This window comes from Crocosphaera sp. Alani8 (assembly GCF_038442745.1).
Taxonomy (GTDB): Bacteria; Cyanobacteriota; Cyanobacteriia; order Cyanobacteriales; family Microcystaceae; genus Crocosphaera.
This window is the reverse complement of the sequence record NZ_JARVCN010000333.1, coordinates 1-26,564: the sequence shown is the minus strand read 5'-3', so window position 1 is coordinate 26,564 and position 26,564 is coordinate 1. Positions and strand designations below refer to the sequence as shown.

The window sequence follows — 26,564 nt, the reverse complement described above, 5'->3', positions numbered from 1 at the left end:
TGAGGTAGGGAAGCCCGCGCTGTACCCACTGGCTCAGCGTCGGGAGGAGTGTCACAGGAGGTGCAGTAGTTATGCAGTTAACTGCTAACTTTTCACCCCCTCTACTGGGTCACATTAAAAATTGTTTTCGTATATTGAAACTGTATATTTAATAACGGATAATGGGTGACGGGTCATCCTTTGTGTTGTGTTCGTAAAACTCAGCGAGGCAATTAGTTATGGTTAAAGTCATCAAGTCTCCCATTACATACACCGTTGATGTTATTAAAGAAGAGGCTGCGAGGTTAGTAAAAGAGAGGATTCTTCACCAACAACAACCTATTTACACCCTTTGCAAGTATATCCCTGCCCGTGAATGGCCCAGTGTAGAATGTGAACTGGAAAGACATGATTTTCTCTTAAGGGATTCTATTATTGATTTGTTAAGCAAAGAAGAATGGCGCGACTAATGTAGTGCCTAAACAACGGTTCCGGTTAGGGGGGAACTGGCGATCGCATAATCTTTGACTGGTATTCTTCCCCCCAAATAGGCTAATCTGCCGGCAACGGTGGCCATACCCATAGCTTTCCCCATCAAAACGGGGTTTTTAGCCAAAGCGATCGCACTATTGATCAATACAGCATCCGCACCCATTTCCATCGCTTGGGACGCTTCGCTAGGGGTTCTAATCCCTGCATCTACCACCACAGGGATATTTGCTTCTTCGATAATAATTTCAATATTAGCCCGAGTACGAATCCCTTGACCGGAACCAATGGGTGATCCTAGCGGCATCACCGTAGCGCAACCTACTTCCTCTAAGCGTTTGGCTAAGATAGGATCGGCGTTGATATAAGGTAACACCGCAAACCCTTCTTTGACTAAGATTTCTGCCGCTTCTAGGGTACCAATGGGGTCGGGTAACAAATATTTGGAGTCCGGTATCACCTCTAATTTAACGAAATTGTTGTCCTCTTGCCCCAATAATCTCGCCATTTCTCGCCCCAACCTAGCCACTCGGATAGCTTCTTCTGCTGTTTTACAACCGGCAGTGTTGGGTAACATCCAAATTTTATTCCAGTCTAACGCTTCAGCTAACCCCTCGTGACCAGGGGCGTTTGTTTGTACTCGTCTAACAGCCACCGTAACGATTTCGCACTCACTAGCGGCCACACTTTCTTGCATCACGGCAATGTTAGGGTATTTTCCAGTCCCTGTCATCAACCGTGAACGAAACTTGCGGCCGGCGATGATTAAGTCATCTGGGGAAGATAAGCTAGAGTTTCCATTGTTGCTGTTGATAGCAGTAGGAACAGGGTAAACATTAAATGGGGTCATAGAAGAAGTGGGTTGAGTGTAGAAGCGATCGCCTTGAAAATTGTTGAGTATGGGATCTATTTTTTGATTAATTACTAAGTCTGCAATGAGAGAAGCAGTGATCGGTGCTAGTAAAATACCGTTGCGATAATGACCGGTGGCTAAAATTAAATTATCGCAACCATAGTAACCCAGTATGGGTAATTCATCGGGAGTCCCTGGACGATAACCCCACCAAAATTCCTCGATTTCCCAGTTAGCTAAATCAGGATACAATCTTGTTGCCCGTTTAATCAGGGTTTCTATACCTTGAGGGGTATTATGGGGAGTCCAACCCACATCTTCGGAGGTTGCACCGATAATTAAACGTCCATGCTGACGGGGTACTAAATAGGTGCTAGGACCGTATAAAACCCGTTGTAGGGGATAGGGTTCATTGGGAGTGTAAGGCATCTTCACGGCTAACATTTGCCCTTTGATGGGACGTACTGGAACCGGCAGTATTTGACTTGCCCAAGATCCACTAGCCAAAATGTAGGTGTTACCTTCTAATTCTCCTTGATTGGTTAAAATGCTGGTAACTTTACCGTTTTTTTGTTGTAAGGTTTGAACGGTGACACCTTCTCTGATGTTTACCCCTAATTGTTTTGCTGCTTGCCGTAAAGCTTGCAAAACTTGACGGTTATCCACCTGGCCGTCTTCGGAGTACCACCAACCACCCACTACATCGTCCCCTAACCCAGTCTGATAGAGGCGTACGGCGGTTTTATCTAGCCATTGACCTTGGTTATGGTTGCGAACATCAACCGACGGGAGATCGTACACTGGGGCGAGAATACCGCAAGGATTATAACCTAGATCTAGGCCTGTCAAGTCCTGTAATTTTCGTACCCATTCGGGATATAACCAACGAGACTTTAAACATAAATCGAGTAAGGGGCCTGGGGAGATTTCTTCGGCGTGGGGTGCTAACATTCCAGCTGCAGCAACAGAAGCGGTTTGAGGAAAGTTGCGATCGCAAACAGTGACCGATGCGCCCCGCAGTTTCAAGTCTACTGCGATCGCCATTCCAATGATACCACCGCCGATGATAATGATGTCCTTTGTTGCGTTCATAATTCTCTTACGTATTTTCACCCCACCTTTTTTACTTTAACTCGTTTTGGGCTTTCATTTAGAAGCGATCGCTGCTTTCAATTTGGAAATTTTGTTTAAGATAGAATCAGTGCTGTTTTTATCGAAGTTTTCTTATGTATAGATTAAAAAGTTTCTAGCTTTGAGGCAGGAGGCAGGAGGCAGAAGTTAGATTATTAGATTCGCCACTCAATTGAAAATCGCTATTAGAGAAATAGTCGCAGTAGTATTTGGATTACTTTTCACCACCCAAATTCGATTGTTAATAGTTAACATATTAATAACCGGTTTGAATCGATGCTAAAGCAAAAATTTTATGGACTCTTCTTATTGGTCGATTGAACAGTTACCTGGATTAAGTAAAGACAATCAAGAACAATTAAAGCTTTTAGGAATTAATAATACTCAAGATTTACTCGAGGTAACTAAAACTAAAGAAAATAAGCAACATTTAGCTAATTTATTAAAATGTCAACTACAATTGGTTAGCAAATGGGTTGCCTTGGCTGATTTAGCTAGGGTTTCTAGTGTGGGATGTGATTATTGCGGACTCATTTTACATTCAGGTATTATATCGGTGAATCGATTAGCTGAAACTTCTGTTAGTTCTTTACATCGACAAATTCTTAAGCTACAAGTTGCCAATTTACAACGAAAAGATCTATGTCCTTCTCTTGATGTAATCAAAACTTGGATTAACGAAGCTAAAAAAATTTAGAAGAGAAAACTTTTATGACAGACTTATCTAATATAGAATCATCTAATATCTGGGATCATAAACCTTGGTGGTGTCAACCTTGGTCTATTTTATTAACAGGAATAGTATTGAGTTCTGGTAGCTGGTTTATTGTTCATATTGTTTGGATAACAGCTATTGTCTCCTCTCTAATTGTAGTTTGGTGGGTTTATTTTTTAATTTTGTATCCTCGAATGTTTAAAGAGTATGTAGAAAGTCAAAAAACAATGTAATAACTGGTAACTGGGAAATAAGAAAATAATGCAAACAACAGCAGAGTATAGTTGTGCTTTTTGCGGTGAATCTAGTACAACTTTTATAGATCTTAGTGCAGGTAGTAACCAGTCTTACATCGAAGACTGTCAAGTGTGTTGTCGCCCCAATATTCTTTATATAACAGTTGATGAAGACACCCTAGAAGTCACTATAGATACTGACTATCAAGAGTGAAATAAACAACAACTATTTTGCATATTTTTGTAATAGCTGAGAAATTTCTGGATTATAAATCCGTAGATAATTCCAATAATTACCAAACACAGATTCAACATATCCTTTAGTTTCTCGAAAGGGTATTTTTTCCACAAAAACATCAGGATCACTAACCTGATATCTTCTGACCCATTTTGAGACATTTCCAGGTCCAGCATTGTAACTAGCGATGGCCAATAAAGAGTTATTACTATATTCAGAATGGGTATAATTTAAGTACCAAGTTCCTAAATTAATACTATCATCAGGATCGGTCAAAGAATAATCAGTCAAATTGATTTTATTCGCCACCCATTCCCCCGTTGCCGGCATTACCTGCATTAAACCGGTTGCTCCCACTGGAGATTTAATTTCCGGTTCAAACCGAGATTCTTGCCGCATTAATGAGGTAACTAAAAGAGGATTTAATTGGCGGCGAGTAGACCAGTCAATGATAGTATCGTAGAAAGGAAAAGGAAATAAAGCTTGCCAATATTGATCCGTTTTTCTCAGTTCTTGCCATTGCTTTTGTTGTTCGGGATCATCCTGTTTTTGGAGATACCAAACCTGATTAATACCTTGAAGATTTTTCCCTTGAACTAACTTTAATAACGCATCGGTAAACCCTTCATTAACCGTTAGTTCTTGGCGATCGCCGATTTCTGCTTGGAATAAAGTGATGGCATCTTGATCCTCTCCCAAACGGTATAACTCCCCAAACATTTCCGAACCAGCAGGAGGAAGAGGACGACTGCTAGGTTTATTGACTTCGGGCAACATTTGACGAATATTGTTAAAATTCCCCACATTCCAGCCCAACTGTACCGCCGATCGCCAAGCATAGTAAGATTGGGGATGATTGGCCACCACATGCTCAAAAGCAGATTGAGAATCTTCGATACGACCCAATTTCTGGGCCCATTTTCCCACCCAAAAGGCTGCTTTGGGGGCAATGGAACTATCGGTGTTATTGGTGGCGATGGGTTGGGCCCAAGTCCAAGCTTCCAGTGCGTCTCCTTTCTCCGCTGCCCGTTGAGCCATTTGCCAACGATATTCCGCCACTGCGTCAGAGTTGGGATATTTAGATAAAAGGGTTTGACGAACTTCCCCGGCTTCCGCTTTCCTATTCAATTTATCCAACAATTCAGCCTTGTCTAACAGAGCTTCTGGAGCTTGTTCAGGGAATTTTTTGATAATTTCGTCCAAATAAGTAATAGCGGTTTGTGGAGGGGATAATTGAGCCAATCTTTTCAATCCCAGGGCTGTTTCTTCCGCTTCAGGGAAACCAAACATCAGGCGACGGTAGGCGGCAATTACTGTTTCTCTGTTGTTTCCTCGGGGTTGTACCTGTTGTCCCCTGGCAATGCGATAATAATTCTGGGGAGTTTTAGGGGCTTTCTGGTAAGCCATGGCCGCTTTGTAAAAGTCATTGACCTCCCAATAACCATCGCCAATAACTTGCCAATCTTCGGGGGTGAGTCGGGAAGCATATTGAGCCACTAAACGATCGCGAATAGGGTTGGTTTGAGGATCATTGGCTGCGTATTTGGCTAACAATAGCAACAATTTGGGTTGTTGGGGATTTTCCTTCAACCTTTGACGGATAACTGTTTGAATGTTGGGGTGTTGGGGAAATTTTTCGATCCCCCGATCCCAATAACTAGGATCGTACTTCCCGAGTCGATACATTGCTTCAGCAGAAGCTAACGAGTCAGGATAGGTTTCTAACAATTCTTGCCAAGTGGACTGAGCTAACTCGGTTTCATTGGTCAACTCGTAACCGCGACCCCGTTTGAGGAGAACATAGGGTACTAAGGTGGGATATTCTGTTTCTAACCCTTCTAGTTGCCGTAAAGCAGGACCTCCCTCGTATTCCTGTAGGAGATCGTTAGCCAATAGGTAACGGGCGCGACTTCTTTCGAGGGACAGGGTTTCAGAAGATGCGATCGCTTCTAGTTGTTCCCGTCTTTGTTGGGCAGGAATTTCAGCTAAAGTAAAAACGAGAGAGGGTTTATTACTATCTTCTTGGAGAGTTATTTCGATTTCAGCCTGTTTTTTTGCTTCGAGCCATTCTACAACCCTCGGAGTCAAGACAACGGTAGCCAAAGATCCTAGTAACAATACACTAGAGAAAATAAGAAGAGGTCGTTTATTTTTCAGTGGTTTAAGCATTCCATCCCCACACACAACAGTTTAAAGATATATTAATACCTTTAAGATTCCTTAAGTAAATTCTAGCAGTGAACGGTCACTTATAGCAGGAGGCAGGAGGCAGAGGGCAGGAGGCAGAAGCTAAAACCTTTCCCCGAGCGGGTTTCAATGATCCAGAGTGTCCTGTAAAACGTGAGTTCGACTGCTAGACAAAAGATAATCCACTGCTCACTTTTTATTGTTGTCAAAATAAGCTTCCATCACTTGACGAACCATGGGAGCTGCCACTGCACCGCCACCTCCCCCAGAATGCTCTGCGAAGGTGACTACCACAATTTCTGGCTTGTCGTAGGGAGCGAAGCCGCCAAACCAAGCATGGGACTTCCCTGGAGGGGCCTCTGCGGTACCACTTTTTCCAGCCGCAGGGGGCAAACTGGGAACATTGAGGGCTTTTCCTGTTCCACTGGAAACCACCGCTCTGAGTCCTTCTCTGAGGATTTTCAGGGTACTGGGTTTAAGGTTCATAGAGGTACGCCATTTGTCGAGATCGTTCTTTTCTTCAAAAAAATGAGGTTTTACCCGATAACCACCGTTAGCCGGTACAGCGAACATAATAGCTACCTGTAGGGGGGTTGCTTGGGTAAACCCTTGACCAATAGACATATTCACCGTGTCTCCATCGGTCCATTCCCAATCATAATTTTTCAGTTTCCACTCATTATCGGCGATTAATCCGGAGGACTCCTCCCCTAACTCGATGCCGGTTTTCGAGCCAAACCCATAGAGACGAGAATATTTAATCAGGGTGGGTCCCCCCACACCGCGACCAATCTGACCGTGAAAAGTGTTACTACTCCAGGCCATGGCACGAACGTAACCCATCGGTCCAAACCCGGCTCGGTTCCATTCCCCAAAAGCGGTTCCGCCGACGTTGAGATAGGCAAAGGTGCTTAGTATGGTGTTGGGGGGATATTTCCCAGATTCCAAGCCGGCGGTGGCAGTGACGATTTTAAAGGTAGAGGCGGGGGGAAATCCTCTTAAAGAGCGGTTTACGAAGGGATTTCCTTTCTTTTGTAACTGTTTCCAAGTTTGGGGGGTGATTTGGGTAGAGAAAATATTGGGGTCAAAGGTGGGATTACTGGCCATGGCTAAAACTCCCCCTGTTTGGGGGTTGAGGGCGACAACCGCCCCAATACGTTCCCCTAAAGCGGCTTCGGCTGCTTTCTGCACATCGAGATCCAGGGTAAGGGTGACATCTTTACCCGGTTGACCCACTTTTTGCCCTAAAACTTTCATCACTTTACCGGCACCATCTACTTCTAGTTGGATGCCGCCCCATTCTCCCCGTAACTGTTGCTCGTAGGCTGCTTCGACCCCCATTTTACCCACGATATCCCCTAAGCGATATCCTTCAGAGCGTCGGCGTTTCAGTTCTTCTGGGTTGAGTTCTCCTGTGTAACCTAAAACATGGGCTGCTATTTCTTTGTTTGGGTAGTCCCTAACGGTTTCAATGTCTACTTCTAGGCCATTTAATTCTGTTTTAAATTCTTCTAGGGCGGTGATCTGGGCAGGACTTAAGCTACGAGCTATCCTAATTAGGGTTGAAGCGTTGTAACCGGCCTGTTGAATCTTATTTTCAATACTTTCTTCGGGAATAGAGAGGAGTTGGGCTAGGTATTGACGATTTTCTGGCCAGTCTGGTTGGTTAACTACCATTGGCCAGAGATAGGCTGCGTGGGTTAGACGAGTGGAGGCTAAAACTCGACCTTTGCGGTCAAAAACGTTGCCACGGACGGGGGGTTTAGGGACAATACGAACTCGGTTATCTTCTGCTTTTTCACGAAAGTCCTGTCCTTGTAATAGTTGTAAAAAGGCTAAGCGACTGCCAATGGCTCCTAAAAGGATCACACTGACAAATGACATGATAAATAGGGGTTGACGTTTCTGTCCTATGGTTCGGTTGGTTTTGTTTTGCCGAGTATTATATGAAGTATATTTATCGGTGGAGATAGGAGTTTGTAATTTAGACTGGGAAGATTGTTTTAACCACATATTGCCGAGAAAAGTTGATGTCCGTTTCTAGGATTATATTTTAAGATTTCCTATCTGGTTATGGCAGGAGAAAAATTAGTTAATATATTTTTGTATTTGTCAGTTATCAGTAAACAGTGATATGTAAGCGGGCATACCTTAACAAACGTCGAGGTATGCCCGTACTCTATTAAATTTATTGCTGAGAACTCCAAAACTAACAAGCAAGTTCTTACACTCGATTCCATTAAACCGACTTACAAAGTTCGATTCCCGAGTCCACTGGTTCTTGAAACTCCTTCAATAACTGACGAAACTCCTCCCCTTCAATGGTTTCTCGATCAATCAAAATATCCACCAAACGATCCACCATCACTCGATTTTCTCGGATAATATTTTGTGCTTTTTCGTGACATTTTTCTACGATCAGATTAACCTGTAAGTCAATTTTGGTGGCAATTTTATCAAAGGCGGCGTAGTTGTCTTGATTATCCTCTTCTAAAGCCAATAAACCTAGTTCAGACATTCCAAAACGAGTAACCATTTGTCTGGCTAAATAGGTTACTTTTTCGATGTCGTTACCAGCACCCGTAGTCACTTCATCTTCCCCAAAAATCACCTCTTCGGCTGCCCTACCCCCCAATAAACCAGCAATACGGGCTAACAATTGATTTCGGGTAACTAATCCTGCGTCCTCATCGGGGGTAAACCAGGTTAACCCCTTGGCTTGGCCTCTGGGAATGAGGGTGACTTTTTCTACTGGATCATGACCTGAAATCATTGTTCCGACCAAGGCGTGGCCGATTTCATGATAGGCGATTAATCGCTTACTCTTACTATCCACTAATGGGGTTCCTTCCATACCGGCAACCACTCGGTCGATAGCATCGTTAATTTCTGCCATTGTGATGGCTTCTTTACGTCGTCTAGCGGTAAAAATGGCGGCTTCGTTGAGTAAGTTGGAAAGATCTGCCCCTGTAAACCCTGGAGTCCTTCGGGCGACTGCTTCTAAGGACACCTCCTCATCTACTTTTTTATCCCGAGAATGAACTTCTAAAATGCCTTGTCTTCCGTTTAAATCAGGGTAATCTACCATCACTTGACGGTCAAATCTTCCAGGGCGCATTAAAGCTCGATCCAATACATCGGGACGATTAGTGGCGGCAATGACGATAATACCTGTATTTCCCTCAAATCCGTCCATTTCTGTTAATAACTGGTTGAGGGTTTGTTCTCGTTCATCGTTACCCCCACCGTAACCAACCCCACGTTGACGACCAACTGCGTCGATTTCATCGATAAAGATCAGACAGGGGGCGTTTTCTTTGGCTTTTTTGAACAAGTCTCGAACCCTTGAAGCACCAACACCGACAAACATTTCTACAAACTCTGACCCAGAAATACTAAAGAAGGGAACTCCTGCTTCTCCGGCTACTGCTTTGGCAAGGAGAGTTTTCCCTGTTCCTGGAGGACCGATTAAAAGTACCCCTTTAGGAATTTTTGCGCCAATGGCGGTAAATTTTTCGGGTTCTGCCAGGAATGTAACCACTTCTTGTAGTTCTTCTTTGGCTTCGTCAATGCCGGCTACATCTTCAAAAGAGATGCCGGTTTTGGCTTCCATTTGAAACCTAGCACGGGATTTACTAAAACTCATAGCCTGACCGGACATATTGGCTGAACGACGAATAATAGCAACTAAGATAATAAATACCAGTAGTATAAAGGGGAGTTGGAATAGGAAGCTTACCATACCTGAATTGTCAGGAGAGGGGTTGTAGTCAATTTGGACATTGTTGTCTTTGAGACTTTTAATAAGTTCAGGATTTTGTTGTAATAAGGGAACTTCTTCCGTTTCTTCTTGACCTTTGAGGGTAACTTTCGCTTTTTGTAGCCTGGGATCGATTTCTACTAGGCTAACTCTCCCTGTATCGATATCATTCAAAAGTTGGCTATAGCTATATTCTTCTTTTTCTTTTTCTTGTCCCCAACTAGGACCGGCCATCAGCAGTAGTTGTAAGAACAGGGTACTAGTTATTAATTTCCCCCACCCTTTGGAACGACGTTTTTGAGTCCGTTTAGGACGGTTTAATTCCCGTTGTTTTTCATGAATCGCTGTTTGATGTTCATTGTGTCGTGAGGTTGAGGAGGAGATGTATTTCATAACCAGTCAGTTGTTAAAAAATTACTCTTTATTTAAGTTCTGTCACTAAAGACGGGGTCTTAATCTATTATGAACGATGAAGTGGCATATAGGGGAGGCTCTGAACCATTATTTAGGATTTTGATTTGCGTTTTGGTGGTTTCTTTTGATAATCTCTTTCTGAAAAACTATTACCAATTCCCTGTAAAATTCCTTTACCAACTAATCCAATTGCTTTGCCAATTACCTGGGTTAAAACATAAACTAATGCTTTGCCGACGGTTCCCACTAAAGACCTTAATAACGGGGCGATCGCATCTCTAGTTTCTAATAGTACAGTTACGCTCCATTGTAACCCTCTTAAGCTATTTAATTCCTGTTGGCGGGGACTATAAATAATCGCAAAATCAATTCCTTTTTCTGCAAAGAAGAAGAGTCTATATTGACTTTCAAATATATCTTTTGGTTCTCCCCAATATTCTTGTTTTCTATATTCCCAGGCTAACTGATTTCTAAATTTAGCAATTTCTCTGGAGGATGCTATTTCCATGTTGTATAGTGTCTTCTTTACTTCTTCGTTGTCTGAGAAATAATTGAGAATCAAGGACATAATTCCGTTAGCAACTTGTATTATTGTATTGTGCATAATTTTTTCTATTGGTTTATCCACTTCTTTTCTATTTGACTCATTTTCTAAAAGAATAAAATTAAACAGTTCTGCAAAGTAAGGAATTTTGTCTAAAATTTCTCGACTTACTAACTCTTCATTTTCTTCTATGATTATTTCTATATCTTCTAAAATAAGTTTTTCTCCGTCGTTGCAGTATTTAGTCAGAAAAATTAAAGCTGATTCTCTCCACAACCTGGCTATTATAGATAAATTATTACCTGATTTTGATAATTTAACGTTGTTATTCTCAATAAACTTAATGTCACTAATAATACGGTTAAATTGCTTTAAAACAATTATCAATACCTCTTTTTTGCTCTGATAATTTAAAATGTCTATTTCTAATAAACATTGAGTTGAATTATCAAGATTTTGCTGAACTTTTTCAAGAGTCTCGTCAAATATTTTTGCTCTTTTATCCTGATTTATTGATGTTTCTATAAGGGATAATTCTTCTATATTAACTAACTGACTATCGGGTACTTTAGGAGATAAAATAACTGTCTCCAATGGTAGCAATTGTTTGACTAACCATCTCGCTGTTAATAATTCTCTTTTCCTTCCTTTCCAAAATAGTTTATCTAACTTAGATTTATTCATATTTTTCAGGTTCTCATTGATTAAATCTAAATTAATATCGATTTGTTCTATTCCTGATTTTCTTACTTTAAAAAGCCAATTTTGTTGAGACTTTTTAGTGCCAACTTTAGATAGTTGACTAGAAATAGCGACTGGCCAAACAGATTCGCCTTGTATTATCTTTTGCCAATTTTCAAGTAAAGTTTCTATACTTACTCCTTTATTAATATATCCTGCTATACCTATTTTTTTGAATTCTTGTTGTTGTTCTAGGTTTAAATCGTAACAAAGTAAACATATTTTTATCTGGGGTTGAATTTCTTTCACTTGCTGATAGAAAGTTTCAACTGACCAAGTTTCATCGATTAAATTAGGATCCAAACTAATCAAATCGAAAGGGTTATTTGATAACTCAACTAAAGCGTCTGCGATGTTATCGGTTTGACTAACAATTTCCCACTGTGGATAGTTGCTTAAGAGCGTTGCGAGTCCTAAGCGAAAAATGGTATCTTTGTCTATGATAAGCAGTGAAATAGGGCGATCGCTCACAAAGGTTATACTGGCGAGGGCTTGGTTAGGTTTTCATAAAGTTCAGGTTGTTGATGACCATAAAAATCGATACGATAATCGGTAATGGTCACTCCTGTTTGTGCTTCTATCTGTTGAATTAAGTCTGGAGGTAACTTAACATGAACGTCGATGATTTGTTGAGTATCTAAACAATTGACATGACTGTGGGAGTCGGTTATTGTTCCATAAAGCCTTCCATCGCAACGTTCTAGACATTCAATGATCCCTTGAGTAGATAAAGCTTCTAGGTTTTGATAAACCGATGTGTGACCAACATTTTTCCCGTTTTGACTAAGACGATTGTAAATTTCCCTTGCTGAGAGATGTTCTTTGGTCTTCCACAACAATTCTAAGATATAGCGACGTTGACGACTAATACGCATTCCCAGACATTGACAACGGTTTAAAGCATCTTCTAAAGATCGTATTTTTGCATTTTCTTCGACTATTTCTTTCATAAAATGTGGGTTAAATTTTACTTAAACATACTCGTTACCAATCTAGCTTAAATTCGTCTCAAGTGTCCACACTGTAACTATTTACTGTGGGCCTTGTTGTCTAAGATAAATATATACTTAGATACTTGAGTACGAGATAAGGCAATTTATAGAAAATTGGTAAAATTAAGGAGTCTCAGACACCCATCATATCTTCAAAAAAGACTTAATTCCAAACTCCCAACTCCGAACTCAAATTAGATGTTGATCTCAGCAAAGTTAAAGACCTCCGAACCTATCCGCTAAAATAGGAGGTAGTAGTCAAACATAACCCCTGTCCTTTCCAAATTATGACCGTTACCACTGCCATTGAATTCCAAGATAGCTTTGATGTCATTGTTGTGGGTGCTGGCCATTCTGGGTGCGAAGCCGCCCTGGCTGCAGCCCGTTTGGGGTGTCGTACCCTCATGTTAACCCTAAACCTCGATCGCATCGCTTGGCAACCCTGTAACCCTGCTGTCGGAGGTCCTGCGAAGTCCCAGTTAACCCATGAAGTAGACGCTTTAGGGGGAGAAATAGGGAAAATGGCTGATCGCACCTATCTACAAAAACGGGTTCTCAACTCCTCACGGGGCCCTGCTGTGTGGGCGTTACGGGCGCAGACAGATAAACGGGAATATGCGGCAGTGATGAAGGAAATTGTCGAAAATCAAGATAATTTAAGCATCCGTGAGGGGATGGTAACGGATTTGGTGTTGGGGAAAAACGACGAAGTAATAGGTATCGAGACTTACTTTGGTAGTTGTTTTGGGGCAAAAACGGTTATTTTGACCACGGGAACCTTTCTGGGGGGTCGCATCTGGATCGGAAATAAGTCAATGGAAGCAGGAAGAGCAGGGGAGTTTGCTGCGGTGGGTTTAACGGAAACCCTCAATGATCTGGGGTTTGAGACAGGAAGACTGAAAACAGGAACCCCTGCAAGGGTGGATAAGCGATCGGTTGACTATTCTCGCCTGGAACCCCAACCCCCAGATGAGGAGGTACGTTGGTTTAGCTTCGATCCAGAAGTTTGGGTAGAGAAAGAACAAATGAATTGTTATTTAACCCGAACCACTCCTAAGACTCACCAATTAATTAAAGATAACTTACATTTATCCCCTATTTATGGCGGGTTTATTGACTCTAAAGGCCCCCGTTATTGTCCTTCTATTGAGGATAAAATCGTTAGATTTGCGGATAAACAAAGTCATCAAATTTTTATCGAACCGGAAGGAAGAGAAATACCAGAATTGTATATTCAAGGGTTTTCCACTGGCTTACCGGAAAAGATACAATTAGCCATGTTAAGAACCTTACCAGGGCTAGAAAATTGCGTCATGTTGCGTCCTGCTTATGCTGTAGAATATGACTTTTTACCAGCAACTCAATGTTATCCCACTTTGATGACCAAGAAAATTCAAGGGTTATTTTGTGCTGGACAAGTAAACGGAACAACTGGTTACGAAGAAGCTGCGGCACAGGGTATTGTTGCTGGAATAAATGCAGTTAAATTTGTGAAAGATGAGGAGATGATTATCTTCCCCAGAGAAGAGAGTTATCTGGGTACATTGATCGATGATTTGTGTACAAAAGATTTACGAGAACCCTATAGAATGTTAACTTCTCGCTCCGAATATCGACTAATTTTAAGATCGGATAACGCGGATCAAAGGTTAACCCCGTTGGGTAGAGAAATTGGTTTAATTGATAGCCGTCGTTGGTCTTTATTTCAACAAAAACAGGCTAATATTGTGGCGGAGAAAGAGCGACTTTATGAAACAAGAATTAAAGAGAGGGACGAGGCTGCGATTAGAATCGTTGATGACACCCAACAAAAGATAAAAGGTTCCGTTACTTTAGCTGATTTATTGCGTCGTCCCAAGTTTCATTACCATCATTTGGAACATTATGGATTAGGAAATACAGAGTTAACAACTGTTGAAAAAGAAGGGGCAGAAATTGACATTAAATACTCAGGTTATTTAAAACGCCAACAAATTCAAATCGAACAAATTAGCCGACATAGTAATAAAAATTTGCCCTCAGACATCGATTATATGTCCATAGACACTCTTTCTATGGAAGCGAGGGAAAAATTAACCAAAGTTCGCCCTTTGACTCTTGGTCAAGCTTCTCGCATTGGCGGTGTAAATCCTGCTGATATTAACGCTTTATTGGTTTATTTAGAACTGCGATCGCGTTATCAATCTGTATAAGTAAAAGAGTCTTTTATCTATCTAGTTATTGTTAGGAATTGGTATAAAACAGCTAGATAGAACCACTTTCTGACCTAAAATTAGAACTTAGAAAATTTTTGATTTAATCAATATGTTCCGGAACACTAACACTAATATTGCCATCAGGAGTAACAAGAATTTCACCCCCTAAAGCTTGAATTTCTCCCAAGGCGCGTTCAACAGCTTCTGCATTAATAGCACTGTTTAAAACCTGTGACCAAGCCCCTATTTGAGCAACCCGACTGTCAGGATTATTTTCTAAAAATTCTACAGTTTGTCGTCGTCTTCTTGCTAAATTTTTACTTACTTCATCAGGGTATGTATCAGCCCAGTTAGCAGCCATTGTGTTAGAGTGTTTTGCGGCTTCCACATCCCCTAAAAATAACAGTTCATCAACTCCTTTATAAACCCATAAATAATAAGGATGATACAGAGGAGAAACAATTTTACTAGGGGTATTTTCTAAACTTTTTTCTAAAAGTTGGACACTTTTTTGCGGTAAACCTGCGAAAAGGGAGGTAGATACCGATAATCTGAGATTAGCATCTACAAAACTGGGATCGTTTTCTACTACTAACTGGAAATAATCGGGACTTAGAGGATATCCAGTGTGTTTTCTGGCTTCCCCGTCTCCAAAATACTGAATAAACCTCAAATAAAACCAGTCTGCTGCTATGTTACCATACCCGAAACTGGGTAAATTTTTGTAAACGTTTAATTGTAGTTTTTCTAGTGCTTGTTGTTTCTCATATTCTTCTGGGGTTAACTGTTTTGTTTCAGGAGCAATTAGAGATTTTTGGAGCCATATTACCCCCGTTAAGCTGAGGGCAATAATAGCAATTGTTCCTATCATTTTTCCTAACTGTTGTTGTGGGAATGTGCTATTCATTGACGATTCAATTTGCTGGTTTCTTGAGGTTATATCATCTTTATTATTCCCTGAGAGTGTTACTTTATTATCACTGTTCAATGTTTTGTTGATTTTTTTTAATTATTACTACTCCCCAATAGAAAAAGACTAATTAGGGTGCCGCTATTCCAAAGACTATGTAATAACATAGATGAGAGAAGGTTACGGGAGCAAGTGTAAACAATCCCTAATACAATACCCAAAACAGTTAAGGGAAGCACTTCTGAAAGATTAAGATGGGCAACGGCAAAAATTAGACTGCTAATTCCAATAGCTCCCCATACGGGAAAATAACGAGTTAAAGAGGGTAATAAAAAGCCACGAAACATGATTTCCTCGTAAAAAGGAGCTGCAATGGCTGCGGTAAAGTAAAAAATAGCTAGAACCACTATATCTTGTCCTTCTAATGCGAGGGAAAGTAAGGGGTTACTTCCTCCTTGTCCATCCCAAATATTCTGGTTAATTAATGAGATAATTACTACTAAGGGTAAGGCAACTAAATAGCCTCCTAATCCCCAAATTATCCAGTTACTTAGCCAGCTAAATTTGAACCAGTCTTTGGGTAAGGGAAAAAAGGATTTGATAGATAAATATAGCACTCCTATCCCCCCTGCAGATAGGGCAATATAACTAGCTAAAACATAAAAAGCTTTTCCTCTTAAGCTTAATTCGGTTAAATTAATGCTGAGAAAGCTAATTAAAATAGGTATAATAATTTGTCCAAAAAATAGAAATCCAACTATTAGAACCTGCCAAGGGATTTCTATTTTCCAAGGAGTTTCCCACTTTAAACTTTGGTCTAGCATTAATATTGCTGATTCCTTTTTGACGGCTAATTGAATCAAGGAAAAGATAATAATTCCCAGTCCGATTAATCCGCCTACTACGGGAATAATCGCAATAACAGTTAACTTAATTATAGCTTTTTCTGCCTGTTCCTGTTGGCTTTTTTCTAACTCGATTAAATTATCTTGTTGTTCCTGTATTTGGTAAAGTTTCTTAAGGGAATAATCACGAAACCATCCTCTTAATTCTTGTTTAATTGTTGACTCTGATTCTGCTAAAGTAGAGGGTTTATTATTCCACAAATTACTGATAGTTTTAGCCGTGTTTTGTAAGGAAGGTGAAACAGATGATTCTTGTAAATTGTTTAAGGTTTTCACCCCTTTTTTTGTGTTTTCTTGGGCTATTTCCAAGAGTCCTATTTTGAGTTCTATCTTGTCGAGTTCTTTTTTCTGTTGGCTAACTTCTAACTGCAATTTTTGTTGTTCATTAGTTTCTAGAACAATGGGAAAAGAATTGTTATTATCTGATTCTCTAACAGTTGTAGTTTGTGCATTAATAATTTCTAGATTATCTTCTAATTGGTTTAAATTTTTCTTAGATAGTGTTCTGCTATTTTCATATTGCTTTAAAGCTGCTTTATAGGGATTTTTCCCTAACACTGATTCACGAATTTGCTCAAATCCATCGATACTTTCTCCTGAAAATTCTGATGCTTGTAGCACTAAGTCTGTTTGATAAAGTTGTAAATTAGATTGAACCTGTGGTTGATTAATACTACTAATTAATGATAGGATGACTGGGATAAGTGAAACGATAGTTAAAACAATTAATATTACTCTTTTAGTTGTCATTCAACTTTCTCTAACTACTCTGGCTGTGGATTATTAGTAGAAATCAAAATGAATTCGTTGATCTCTCCTAATATTTTAACATTAGTGAACTTTAAATTGTCAAAAGTTTCCTGATCTAGTAATAAGTAAGATTTCTCTGAAGCCAGGTTTTCTAATGTTTCCTTATCTACAGCAAGTATCTGGCGATCGCTATAAAAATCAAAACTCGGACGACTATAATCAAATGAAGTATAAATAATAGTTTGTGTTGGTGTATTTTGTTTAATTAGACTAGCCACAGGTTTAACTTCAAATGCTTCATTTAGTTCCCATATCCAAGAATTTGATGTTACAAATAACAACAAGCTAACATATAGACCAATAACAAGTACACTAACAAAATTGGGAGTATTTTGTTTGAGTTTTTTGCTAGTTAGTATGAAAGTTACAAAAAGCAGACAAGACATAACAACAAGAATAATATCTTGAGTTTCTTTCCATAAATAAACTATTCCAGCTATGGTTAAAATACTTAAAATAAAAAAACTAAATACGAATGCTTTAGGGTAGGATTTTTTAAACTTACATAAATAGCTTAAATAATAACCGATAGCCAACGCAAAAAAAGGATAGATAGGCATTATATACCAGGGAAGCTTAGTACCCATAATGGTAATAATTGTCAAAAAAAGAAAAAACCCGGTTAGCACTAATTTACCCCAACTCTGTTGCCGTTTTTTCCAAGCTAAAAACAAACCACAGGGTAAAAATACTAACCAAGGAAAACTATACTTAATCAATTCTAAAATATAATACCAAGGGGAACCGCTATTACCCTCAACAGCAGTGGATAAACGGTTAAAATTTTGTTGTAAAAAATGAACTTCTATAAATTGTTCGCCGTAATATTTAATTTGCAAAGAATACCAAATCACTACAGGTAAAAAACCCAAAAATAAACCTATCCAAAACATAAAATTCTTGAGCAGACTTGTTGTGCTTTTTTCTGAGGTGGTAAATTTTGTTTTTAAGAGATTATTAAGTACACTCTTTAATCCTAATATTTTTGTTATCTTAAGCAAGAAATATATTATATTTTCTCTTTCCCTATCCCAAAGAATGTAAACTCCTAAAACACCTCCTAAAGCTAAAGCTAAAATTCCTTTACTCAAAGCAATTAATCCCATACCGATACCAAAACCTACTGCCCAGAAAGGTTGTTTTTTAGACCTTACTATAGAAAAAATAGAAAAGATAAAAAACGTATTGATCATACCATCTATCATAGCCAAACGACCATGACGGACTACGGGTAATAAAGTTAAATATACTAAGCTACTAAGGATAGCTGGTTGTTGTTTTGAAAATAAATCTTTTCCAGTTAAGTATAGTAAAGGAACTCCGAAAGCAGTCAGTAAAGCACAAGGAAAACGGGTAGTAAATTCGCTTATACCTCCGAAGCTGTAACTAATATTAATCAGCCAGATAATTAAGGGAGGCTTTAATAAGAAAGGCTGATTTGAATAGGTTAAATATAGCCAATTACCTGACTTAAACATATCTTGTGCTACGTTGGCATAGTATCCTTCATCCCAGTCTCTCAAGGGAAGATTATCTAAATTGAATATCCATAAAAATAAAGCTAATGTTAACAGCAACAAAAACCAAAAACTATCATTTTTTATATTGATTTTCATCATACTAATTTATCAAGAAGAGGATTTTACTAAATAAAGGTAATACTTTTCGTTATAGATGAAAGATTGAGTAAATTTTTCTAAAAACTGAATCGTTAGTTTAGGCGCTCGCTCAGAAAATTCTCGATTCATAATTAATAAAATTTCTTCGTTTTCTCGATTCATAATTTCAATCATTTGGTTAATTATGTCAAAATCATTAACTACTCCTCTATTATTGTTGAAAAGAACGTAACTAGCAAATTTTTGACTCTCAGGATAATATATTTTTTGATTAAGATAACCACTGATGGGTGCGATAGTAAAATCTTCGCTTCCCATGATGAAATGGTTTGATAATTTATTATCTCTAATAAATTCTGCTGTGACTTTACTACTAGAATAAGGGGTAATAAGATCGCGGCTGAATGCCACAATTCCAGCGATAACTTGTAAAAGTAATATAAACAGTAAAAAAGATTTTTTATGATAACTAACAAAATTACAAGCATTTAAAATCTTTTTCGACAACCGACTAGAAATATTATCTATTGAGTCAATAATTATTTCAGAATTAGAATAATAACTTCCTATCCACAAAGCAGTAATGAGAATTATGTATAAATGTCCATAATGTCTTTGAGAACCCAAAAACTTGGCATAGGTAAAAGCTAAAATTTCTAAACTTCCCACTGCATAAAATAATAAAGCTACAGGCTTTCTGATGATCATAAATAAGCAAAAAATAAATAAACCAAGAGAAAAACCTGAAAAAATAAATAAATCTATTGGTTTAGAATCACTAGGGATAATAACTAAAATATAACTGCGCCAAATTCTGGTAATTGTTTGAGTTAAACGATTAAAATCGAACTGAAAAAACCATTGACTCGAACCTCCTTGCAATGTACTATCAGAAGGTGGTAATAACATCAAGACTGATATAAAGATCCCTATAGAGAAGATAATTAAAGCAATGATAAAATTATATTTAGTTGCTTTCGTTTCATACTGAAAATAATCTTTAAAAATGTATTCAATACTTAAAGTAAACACCAATGCTAAGGATATCAGTAAACAATAAGCATTGGTGTTAGCCATAGTTGCTAAAATAAATCCTAAAGGAATGTAAGACTTATGGCGAGTTGGAAGACAAGCACAAAAGATAAAAATTGAGAGAATACCAATTCCATAATTACGACTAATTAAAGAGTATTCATATAAAGGTAAATAGCCAAAAGTAAATAAAATCTTCTGAGTTTGGGTAAAAGGAGAAAACAGAATAAAAATAGAAATAGTCCCGACAGCAATCAACCAATGAAGAAACTGCATAGCTATAGGGTCAGCCGTTATCTGATTCAAAAACCATAAACAAACATACCAAATAAGCGGATGTCCTTCGTATTTAACGTTTTCAAAAAAATTACTAATCGAATAACTATCCCTAGCAATTAACCAACCGTTTAACTCATCACGCCACATGACATGATTTAAGATACCAATTAAGGTAACAACTGCAAAAATAATAATTAAACTTATTTCCAAACCCTTCTTTTTATGATCTAACTGAGTAGATGATGAAGATAAAATTTTGTGTTTTAAGACCATAGGTTACGAAAAATAATTTAAAAACACTAATAAGAAATTTAGCAAACAAAAAAATAAGTTGAATATAAAGTCCCAAGAACCTGTAATCTAGAAATTAATGATTCTCAGGGAGGATAGGAACATTGACCACTCGAGTTATTATAGTGCGCCACGGACAAAGTAACTACAACGCCCAAAAATTGATTCAAGGGCGTAACGATGAATCTGTCTTAACAGAAAAAGGTCGTCAAGATGCAAAAAAAGCCGGCGAGACCCTAAATTCTTTACCCATTGACGCTATTTATTGTAGTCCTTTACAAAGGGCAAAAACTACCGCAGAGATTATTCAAAACTGCTTTCAAGAACCTCCCACCTTATCTCCCACCGAACAACTAAGAGAAGTAGACCTTCCCTTGTGGGAAAAGTTGCATAAAGATGAGGTAGTTAAGAAATTTCCTGAAGATTATAAATGTTGGAAACAACGTCCCCATGAATTCAAAATGGTCTTGTCAACTCCTGAAGGAAAAAAAGAGCATTTTCCTGTACTTTCTCTTTACGAACAAGCAAAAGAATTTTGGCAAAAACTAATCACGCAACATCAAAACAAAACTATCTTAATAGTTGCTCATAACGGCATCAATCGCTGTTTAATCATGAGTGCCATCGGTGTTCCTCCCTCCCATTATCACCGCATTCAACAGTCAAATTGTTGTATTAATATTTTAAATTTTACAGGAAATTGGGGAGATATTGTCCAACTAGAATCTCTCAATCAAACCTCCCATTTAGGCATTCCTATTCCTCCCCCTCGTTCCCAAGAAAATAGCTTGAGATTGCTCTTTGTTCGTCATGGAGAAACCCAATGGAACCGAGAATCTAGATTCCAAGGAATCAGAGATATTCCCTTAAACGAAAATGGAAAAAATCAAGCACAAAAAGCAGCGGATTTTCTCAAAGAAATTAACATCGATTTCGGTGTAAGTAGTCCTTTATCACGACCCAAAGAAACAGCCGAAATAATCCTACAATATCATTCAAATATTAACCTAGACCTGCGGGAACCCCTAACAGAAATTTGTCATGGACTTTGGGAAGGCAAACTAGAAGCAGAAATAGAAGCAGATTTTCCTGGAATGCTCGAACAGTGGAAAAAAGCCCCAGAAACTGTGCAAATGCCGGAAGGAGAAACCCTGCAAGAAGTTTGGGATCGGGCGGTTGCTTGTTGGCAAAATATTGTGAAAGATTACACCGAAGATCCTAACCCTAAAATCGGCATTGTTGTTGCTCATGATGCCATCAATAAAGCAATTTTATGTCAATTATTAGGGCTACAACCAGCCAACTTCTGGAACATCAAACAAGGTAATGGCTGCGTTAGCGTCATTGACTATCCTCAAGGTTTGGATGGAGATCCCGTACTGCAAGCTATCAACATTACCACCCATTTAGGTAGCGTGTTAGATAAAACTGCTGCCGGGGCATTGTAACGCTAAGTAAATCACAAAGATCCTATTCTCCCTGCTCCCTGCTCCCTGCTCCCTGCTCCCTGCTCCCTGCTCCCCCGCAGCCTCAACCAAGATGTTGGCGGTGTATTGACGCTCTGAGAAGGGAGAAACTCAGGGATCAAAAACCCATAAACGAGAACACCCCCTAACACCACCCATTACAAAAAATGTCCATAATAAGAACAGGGGATTGACTCTTATCAAAATTCTAGTAAGCTACTATATCAATAAACAAAAAACTATAAACTTGTAAATCCCTGTTTATATAAAACTATATTGATCTTTCGGAGTGAGGAAATTAAACATCGTGTCGTTTAGCACTATTCGACAGAAACCAAACACTAAGAAGACCCCTAACCCTGAACTTTCGTTTATCCAAGGGGTTCTTCGCACTGCTGGAGGAACAGCCCTAGGAGCCAGCTTATTAGCTAGTTCTATGGTAGCAGGAGGACTCGTCGGCTTAGCTATTAGCTTCCGTAACCTCCCTGATGTACGGACTCTGCAAAGCTATTCCCCATCGGAAACCAGCTACGTCTACGACATCAAAGGCAGACTTTTAAGCCGACTCCACGGGGAAGCCAACCGGGAAGCAGTTAACTTAGAAAGGATTTCGCCAGAACTAAAACGGGCTGTCTTAGCAATCGAAGACAGCCATTTTTATTTGCACCACGGTATCAACCCCACCAGTATTGGTCGGGCTTTATGGGTCAACTGGAGAAGCGGAGGGGTGGTAGAAGGGGCCTCTACCATCACCATGCAGCTAGTGAAAAACATTTTCCTAACCAGGGATCGAACCTTTAGCCGTAAACTCTCCGAAGCTGTTCTAGCCATTCGTGTGGAACAATTCTTCGAGAAAGAGGAAATTATGGAAATGTACCTCAATAACATCTATTGGGGTCACAATAATTACGGAGTGCAAACCGCTGCCCAAAGTTACTTTAACAAACCAGCATCAGAACTAAATCTAGCCGAAGCTGCCTTGATGGCCGGGTTAATACAAGCCCCAGAAACCTATAGCCCCTTCAACAACTACAGCAACGCTAAGCAACGTCAGAAGATGGTTCTCGACCGCATGGCGACTTTAGGCTGGATTACCCCAGAAGAAGCCCGAGCAGCCCACAGAGCCCCTCTGGGTGTGGGAAAACCCACCTCTTGGCAAGGGAGTAAACTTCCCTACGTCACCGATACTGTGATGCAGGAGTTACAAGAAACCTTCAGCAAAGAAGTGATCACTAAAGGGGGAATGCGTATTCAAACCTCTGTAGATTACTTCATGCAAGAAAAAGCAGAGGAAGCGGTTAAAAAAGGCTACAAGCAACTAAGAGGTCGAGGGATAAGAACCAAAGACTTACAGGTAGCATTGGTAGCAGTTGACCCCCGAACCCACTTCATTAAAGCCGTTGTGGGAGGTGTGGACTACAAAAAAAGCCAACTCAACCGTGCTACCCAGTCCCGTCGCCAACCTGGATCATCCTTCAAACCCTTCGTCTATTACACCGCCTTCGCCAGTGGCAAATACGGACCCGGTTCGGTAGTTAACGATAGTCCCGTCAGCTATCGCGACGGTAGCGGTGTTTATAGTCCCAAAAACTACGGTGGTAGCTTTTCTGGGCCCATATCTCTCCAGGCTGCTTTGATTCAATCTCGCAACGTTCCTGCCGTGGTTCTCGGGCAAAAAGTGGGCATTAGTAAGGTGATTGAAATCTGTCGTCGTTTGGGTATAGAAAGCCCTATGCGCCCAGTAATTTCCCTCCCCTTGGGTGCCGGTGATATCACCCCTCTAGAAATGGCCAACTCTTACGCTACTTTCGCCAGCAACGGCTGGTATTCTGAACCTACCATCATCGTACAAATTGCCGATAGTCGGGGCAATGTTTTGGTGGATAATACCCCTAAACCTCAATTGGTGCTTGATCCTTGGGCAACAGCTTCCTTAACCACCGTTTTACAAGGGGTAATCAACAATGGAACCGGACGCGCCGCCAATATCGGTCGCCCTGCAGCCGGGAAAACAGGAACCACCGACAACGAACGGAACGTCTGGTTTGTGGGTTACGTACCTCAATTATCAACTGCCGTATGGGTTGGAGACGACGCTAACCGCGCTCTGGGTAAGGGAGTCACAGGAGGCGGTAACGCTGCCCCTATTTGGCGTAGTTTTATGACAGAAGCCCTCAAAAATGAACCTGTTTTACAGTTTCACGCCGCTTCTAAGTTTCCCCGTCCCAAAGTTAAACAAAAAAAATAGCCCACCAAGATGAACAGGGGAAAATTATTACCAAATCCTAACCACCGCCCCTGGTTTCGTTTTATCTGGCAATGGCGAGGTTCAGTTATCCCCTCCATTTTGCCTAGAGTTTTTTGGTGTGCTTTTTTTGCTCTGGGAGTTAGCGTTTTGTACCATTTTGGGTTAAACGTGGCTTTGCCCCTAGAGAGTGGTTTAGTTCCTAGTATTGTTTTGGGGTTACTGTTAGTATTTCGTACTAATACAGCTTACGAAAGATACTGGGAAGGGCGAAAACTTTGGGGAACTTTGATTAATACAGTTCGGAATTTATCTCGTACTATTTGGGTGACAATTAAGGAAAACGATGATAGCGATCGCACTGAAAAGATTGCTACTTTACGACTCTTAATTGCCTTTGCGATCGCCACTAAATTACATTTACGTTCTGAGGCAGTTAACGAAGAGTTAGTTAGATTTTTAACACCGAAACAGTATGAAAAATTATCTACGATGAATCATCCTCCCCTAAAGATTGCTTTTTGGATCGGTGACTATCTACAAGAGCAATACAAAAATAAATGTATTGACTCTTATCAACTAACTACTTTGTTTAAATTATTAGACACTATGGTAGATGTATTAGGAGCTTGCGAGAGAATTCTTAAAACTCCTATTCCTTTAGCTTATACTATCCATTTGAAACAGTTAGTTTTGCTATATTGTCTAACATTACCTTTTCAATTTGTAGATGAATTAGGGTGGATGACAGCCCCTATTGTTGCTTTAATTAGTTTTACCATACTTGGCATCGAAGCCATTGGTATAGAAATTGAAGATCCCTTCGGTTACGATGCAAACGATCTCCCTTTAGATCAGATTTGTTATACTATGGAGAAAAATATCGAAGATTTAATTACCTTAGATCCCTGTGTTAGCTACTCTCGACAAAATTAACCTTAGTAACCACAATTTTACTGACGACAATGAATTGGCATATTCCTAACGATCTCTCTTTTGAAGACGCATTGCAGTTAACCAGAACACTCGTAGACGCAATGGTTAATGAACAACTAAAAGACTCTGAAATAGAAGAAATAGTTACAACTTTGGTCAATAGTGAAAACGGAGCAAGGGGATTTTTTGTTATCTATTTAACTAGCGAACTCTCCTTAGCAGATAATCCCACTCAGTCCGTTGTAAATGCTCTTAAAACCTCTCCAAATATTGTTAGCGAACTATTAGTAAAAAATCTTGCTATGTCCTCAGCGATGTCTATCACCCATCGTCGTAATGACAACGAGGAACAAGCCCAAAATTCCGAACAAGTTGCTCAAAGGAATTGTAATTTAATTAGACTAGCTAACTTAGAAATAATCAACCAAAAATTAGAAGAATTAAAGCAAACAATCAACAATAATCAAGGAAGTTATCAGGGTTTTCTAGAAAAGTGGCAATACGATGAAGAACAAAAGCAAACTATTAAAAAAAATATAGAAAATATATAGAATAAAGTAACTTTTTTTATGCTTAAGATTCCTTTACAAATTAGAATTGCTAAGAGGAACTTTATAAGAATATATGGGTCAGTTAATTTACGTCCATAGCCAGATACTAATCAAATGAAAAGTAAAATTTCAGTTTCTGTCTTAATAGCTCTTATTCTATCTTGCTTTTTTCCCCATTTTGTTTTAGCTGAAACCGTCTTAGAGAAAGTCAAACGGACAGGGGAATTAAATGCAGGGGTAAGAAAAGATGCTATCCCTTTTGGCTATGTTAATAGAAGTGGAAAATGGACAGGATACTCTGTTGATCTTATTGATTTAATTCACAAAAGATTAGAAAAAGAACTCAACCAATCCATAAAATTAAACCTCAGAGAAGCTACAATAGATAGTAGGTTTCGCATTGTTCAACGGAACGATGTTGATATTGTGTGTGGGGCTACGACTATCACCCAAACTCGTTCCAAAAGGGTTGATTTTTCTGTACCTTTTTTTATGACAGGGGCGCAGTTTTTAGTGAAATTAGAAGATGCTCCCAAATTTGACTATAACGGTAACTTAACGGATATCCCTATTGCCTTTTTACCAGGAACAACCACTCAAGAAATTATTCCCCAAATCTATCCCCTAGCTAACTGGAAAGATATCAAAAGTCGACAAGAAGGGGTAAAAAAACTAAAGGAGAACGAAGTGAGAGCTGTAGTCAGCGATGGGATATTATTGTTAGGAGAAATTGTCCAACAAGGTGGTAATCTAGGGGATTTTGTTTTATTACCTTCTCAACCCATCACAACAGAATTGTACGGTTGCATCCTACCTCAAAGTAATCCCCAATGGAAAAAACTGGTTAATTTGACTATTCTTAGCCCTGAAAACCGTATCCTGCAACAAGAATGGTTTAGTCTCAATACGGGGGAATTTCCCTACATCATAGAACAAGCAGACTAGGATGGGATGGAAAACATTCTTTGCTTAAAGTTTAATAACCCCAGACACCGTATCTTCTCAAAAAGCCAGGGGTCACTCGCTGCGAAAACTTAGGCCAAACA

20 protein-coding genes are annotated in these 26,564 nt (G+C 39.4%); 10 read left to right on the top strand and 10 right to left on the bottom strand.

The genetic code is table 11. The features are described 5' to 3' along the window. Positions 1–218: 218 nt before the first annotated feature. A complete protein-coding gene (locus tag P9B04_RS17465) occupies positions 219–449 on the top strand; it encodes a DUF4327 family protein (RefSeq protein ID WP_342056257.1) in 231 nt (76 codons plus the stop codon). An 8-nt stretch (positions 450–457) separates the two neighbouring features. Here the strand turns inward: P9B04_RS17465 and thiO are convergent, their stop codons facing one another. Beyond that, the gene (gene thiO / locus P9B04_RS17460; protein ID WP_342056256.1) at positions 458–2,413 is read right to left on the bottom strand and encodes a glycine oxidase ThiO; all 1,956 of its coding nucleotides are present in this window, start codon (positions 2,411–2,413) and stop codon (positions 458–460) included. A gap of 334 nt (positions 2,414–2,747) precedes the next feature. On the opposite strand from thiO, the gene P9B04_RS17455 reads away from it, so the two are divergent. Genes P9B04_RS17455 through P9B04_RS17445 form a run of 3 tightly spaced genes read left to right on the top strand, consistent with a single transcriptional unit; the run spans position 2,748 to position 3,617 of the window. After that, complete coding sequence (locus P9B04_RS17455; protein ID WP_342056255.1) at positions 2,748–3,149, top strand: DUF4332 domain-containing protein; 402 nt, start codon at positions 2,748–2,750, stop codon at positions 3,147–3,149. 14 nt (positions 3,150–3,163) lie between these two features. Next, entirely contained in the window at positions 3,164–3,400 is a 237-nt protein-coding gene (locus P9B04_RS17450) for a DUF6737 family protein (protein ID WP_342056254.1), read from the top strand. A gap of 28 nt (positions 3,401–3,428) precedes the next feature. Then, positions 3,429–3,617 carry a CPXCG motif-containing cysteine-rich protein gene (locus P9B04_RS17445; protein WP_342056253.1) on the top strand — a complete coding sequence of 63 codons (189 nt, stop codon included), beginning with the start codon at positions 3,429–3,431 and terminating at the stop codon, positions 3,615–3,617. 12 nt (positions 3,618–3,629) lie between these two features. Here P9B04_RS17445 and P9B04_RS17440 read toward each other — a convergent pair whose 3' ends face one another. From P9B04_RS17440 to P9B04_RS17420, 5 genes are all read right to left on the bottom strand, one after another. Continuing rightward, complete coding sequence (locus tag P9B04_RS17440; protein WP_342056252.1) at positions 3,630–5,810, bottom strand: lytic transglycosylase domain-containing protein; 2,181 nt, start codon at positions 5,808–5,810, stop codon at positions 3,630–3,632. A gap of 207 nt (positions 5,811–6,017) precedes the next feature. After that, on the bottom strand, positions 6,018–7,841 hold the full coding sequence (mrdA, locus tag P9B04_RS17435; RefSeq protein ID WP_342056251.1) for a penicillin-binding protein 2: 1,824 nt from the start codon (positions 7,839–7,841) through the stop codon (positions 6,018–6,020). Positions 7,842–8,067: 226 nt separating this feature from the next. Further along, positions 8,068–9,981 (bottom strand): ATP-dependent zinc metalloprotease FtsH, encoded by a 1,914-nt coding sequence (gene ftsH / locus P9B04_RS17430; RefSeq protein WP_342056250.1) that lies wholly within the window; start codon positions 9,979–9,981, stop codon positions 8,068–8,070. Positions 9,982–10,093: 112 nt separating this feature from the next. After that, entirely contained in the window at positions 10,094–11,758 is a 1,665-nt protein-coding gene (locus P9B04_RS17425) for a DUF3685 domain-containing protein (RefSeq protein WP_342056249.1), read from the bottom strand. A 5-nt stretch (positions 11,759–11,763) separates the two neighbouring features. Further along, the gene (locus P9B04_RS17420; RefSeq protein ID WP_342056248.1) at positions 11,764–12,237 is read right to left on the bottom strand and encodes a Fur family transcriptional regulator; all 474 of its coding nucleotides are present in this window, start codon (positions 12,235–12,237) and stop codon (positions 11,764–11,766) included. Positions 12,238–12,566: 329 nt separating this feature from the next. Here P9B04_RS17420 and mnmG point away from each other — a divergent pair, with 329 nt between their 5' ends. Further along, positions 12,567–14,471, top strand: a complete 1,905-nt coding sequence (mnmG, locus tag P9B04_RS17415) for a tRNA uridine-5-carboxymethylaminomethyl(34) synthesis enzyme MnmG (protein ID WP_342056247.1) — start codon at positions 12,567–12,569, stop codon at positions 14,469–14,471. 103 nt (positions 14,472–14,574) lie between these two features. Here mnmG and P9B04_RS17410 read toward each other — a convergent pair whose 3' ends face one another. From P9B04_RS17410 to P9B04_RS17395, 4 genes are all read right to left on the bottom strand, one after another. Continuing rightward, positions 14,575–15,381, bottom strand: coding sequence for a hypothetical protein (locus tag P9B04_RS17410; RefSeq protein ID WP_342056246.1), 807 nt, complete (start codon positions 15,379–15,381; stop codon positions 14,575–14,577). Between the two features lie 98 nt (positions 15,382–15,479). Beyond that, on the bottom strand, positions 15,480–17,039 hold the full coding sequence (locus P9B04_RS17405) for a CPBP family intramembrane glutamic endopeptidase (protein WP_342056245.1): 1,560 nt from the start codon (positions 17,037–17,039) through the stop codon (positions 15,480–15,482). A 14-nt stretch (positions 17,040–17,053) separates the two neighbouring features. After that, the gene (locus P9B04_RS17400) at positions 17,054–18,718 is read right to left on the bottom strand and encodes an ArnT family glycosyltransferase (RefSeq protein ID WP_342056244.1); all 1,665 of its coding nucleotides are present in this window, start codon (positions 18,716–18,718) and stop codon (positions 17,054–17,056) included. Between the two features lie 9 nt (positions 18,719–18,727). Beyond that, entirely contained in the window at positions 18,728–20,302 is a 1,575-nt protein-coding gene (locus tag P9B04_RS17395) for a hypothetical protein (RefSeq protein WP_342056243.1), read from the bottom strand. Positions 20,303–20,424: 122 nt separating this feature from the next. On the opposite strand from P9B04_RS17395, the gene P9B04_RS17390 reads away from it, so the two are divergent. The 5 genes from P9B04_RS17390 (at position 20,425) to P9B04_RS17370 (ending at position 26,463) form a co-directional block, all read left to right on the top strand. Next, on the top strand, positions 20,425–21,768 hold the full coding sequence (locus P9B04_RS17390) for a histidine phosphatase family protein (RefSeq protein WP_342056242.1): 1,344 nt from the start codon (positions 20,425–20,427) through the stop codon (positions 21,766–21,768). Positions 21,769–22,093: 325 nt separating this feature from the next. Then, entirely contained in the window at positions 22,094–24,034 is a 1,941-nt protein-coding gene (locus P9B04_RS17385; RefSeq protein WP_342056241.1) for a transglycosylase domain-containing protein, read from the top strand. Positions 24,035–24,043: 9 nt separating this feature from the next. Then, positions 24,044–24,967, top strand: a complete 924-nt coding sequence (locus P9B04_RS17380; RefSeq protein WP_342056240.1) for a bestrophin family protein — start codon at positions 24,044–24,046, stop codon at positions 24,965–24,967. Between the two features lie 29 nt (positions 24,968–24,996). Then, positions 24,997–25,518: a hypothetical protein gene (locus tag P9B04_RS17375; protein ID WP_342056239.1), complete on the top strand. Its 522-nt coding sequence runs from the start codon at positions 24,997–24,999 to the stop codon at positions 25,516–25,518. A gap of 114 nt (positions 25,519–25,632) precedes the next feature. Then, complete coding sequence (locus P9B04_RS17370) at positions 25,633–26,463, top strand: amino acid ABC transporter substrate-binding protein (protein ID WP_342056238.1); 831 nt, start codon at positions 25,633–25,635, stop codon at positions 26,461–26,463. The last annotated feature ends 101 nt before the right edge of the window (positions 26,464–26,564 follow it).

What these genes read in the sequence shown, in the direction of transcription:
- mrdA (WP_342056251.1), bottom strand. Translation starts at nt 7,841, where the DNA reads ATGTGGTTAAAACAATCTTCCCAGTCTAAATTACAAACTCCTATCTCC.
- P9B04_RS17380 (WP_342056240.1), top strand. Translation starts at nt 24,044, where the DNA reads ATGAACAGGGGAAAATTATTACCAAATCCTAACCACCGCCCCTGGTTT.
- P9B04_RS17440 (WP_342056252.1), bottom strand. Translation starts at nt 5,810, where the DNA reads ATGCTTAAACCACTGAAAAATAAACGACCTCTTCTTATTTTCTCTAGT.
- P9B04_RS17445 (WP_342056253.1), top strand. Translation starts at nt 3,429, where the DNA reads ATGCAAACAACAGCAGAGTATAGTTGTGCTTTTTGCGGTGAATCTAGT.
- P9B04_RS17400 (WP_342056244.1), bottom strand. Translation starts at nt 18,718, where the DNA reads ATGATGAAAATCAATATAAAAAATGATAGTTTTTGGTTTTTGTTGCTG.
- P9B04_RS17420 (WP_342056248.1), bottom strand. Translation starts at nt 12,237, where the DNA reads ATGAAAGAAATAGTCGAAGAAAATGCAAAAATACGATCTTTAGAAGAT.
- P9B04_RS17465 (WP_342056257.1), top strand. Translation starts at nt 219, where the DNA reads ATGGTTAAAGTCATCAAGTCTCCCATTACATACACCGTTGATGTTATT.
- P9B04_RS17395 (WP_342056243.1), bottom strand. Translation starts at nt 20,302, where the DNA reads ATGGTCTTAAAACACAAAATTTTATCTTCATCATCTACTCAGTTAGAT.
- P9B04_RS17455 (WP_342056255.1), top strand. Translation starts at nt 2,748, where the DNA reads ATGGACTCTTCTTATTGGTCGATTGAACAGTTACCTGGATTAAGTAAA.
- P9B04_RS17405 (WP_342056245.1), bottom strand. Translation starts at nt 17,039, where the DNA reads ATGACAACTAAAAGAGTAATATTAATTGTTTTAACTATCGTTTCACTT.
- mnmG (WP_342056247.1), top strand. Translation starts at nt 12,567, where the DNA reads ATGACCGTTACCACTGCCATTGAATTCCAAGATAGCTTTGATGTCATT.
- thiO (WP_342056256.1), bottom strand. Translation starts at nt 2,413, where the DNA reads ATGAACGCAACAAAGGACATCATTATCATCGGCGGTGGTATCATTGGA.
- P9B04_RS17375 (WP_342056239.1), top strand. Translation starts at nt 24,997, where the DNA reads ATGAATTGGCATATTCCTAACGATCTCTCTTTTGAAGACGCATTGCAG.
- P9B04_RS17370 (WP_342056238.1), top strand. Translation starts at nt 25,633, where the DNA reads ATGAAAAGTAAAATTTCAGTTTCTGTCTTAATAGCTCTTATTCTATCT.
- ftsH (WP_342056250.1), bottom strand. Translation starts at nt 9,981, where the DNA reads ATGAAATACATCTCCTCCTCAACCTCACGACACAATGAACATCAAACA.
- P9B04_RS17410 (WP_342056246.1), bottom strand. Translation starts at nt 15,381, where the DNA reads ATGAATAGCACATTCCCACAACAACAGTTAGGAAAAATGATAGGAACA.
- P9B04_RS17450 (WP_342056254.1), top strand. Translation starts at nt 3,164, where the DNA reads ATGACAGACTTATCTAATATAGAATCATCTAATATCTGGGATCATAAA.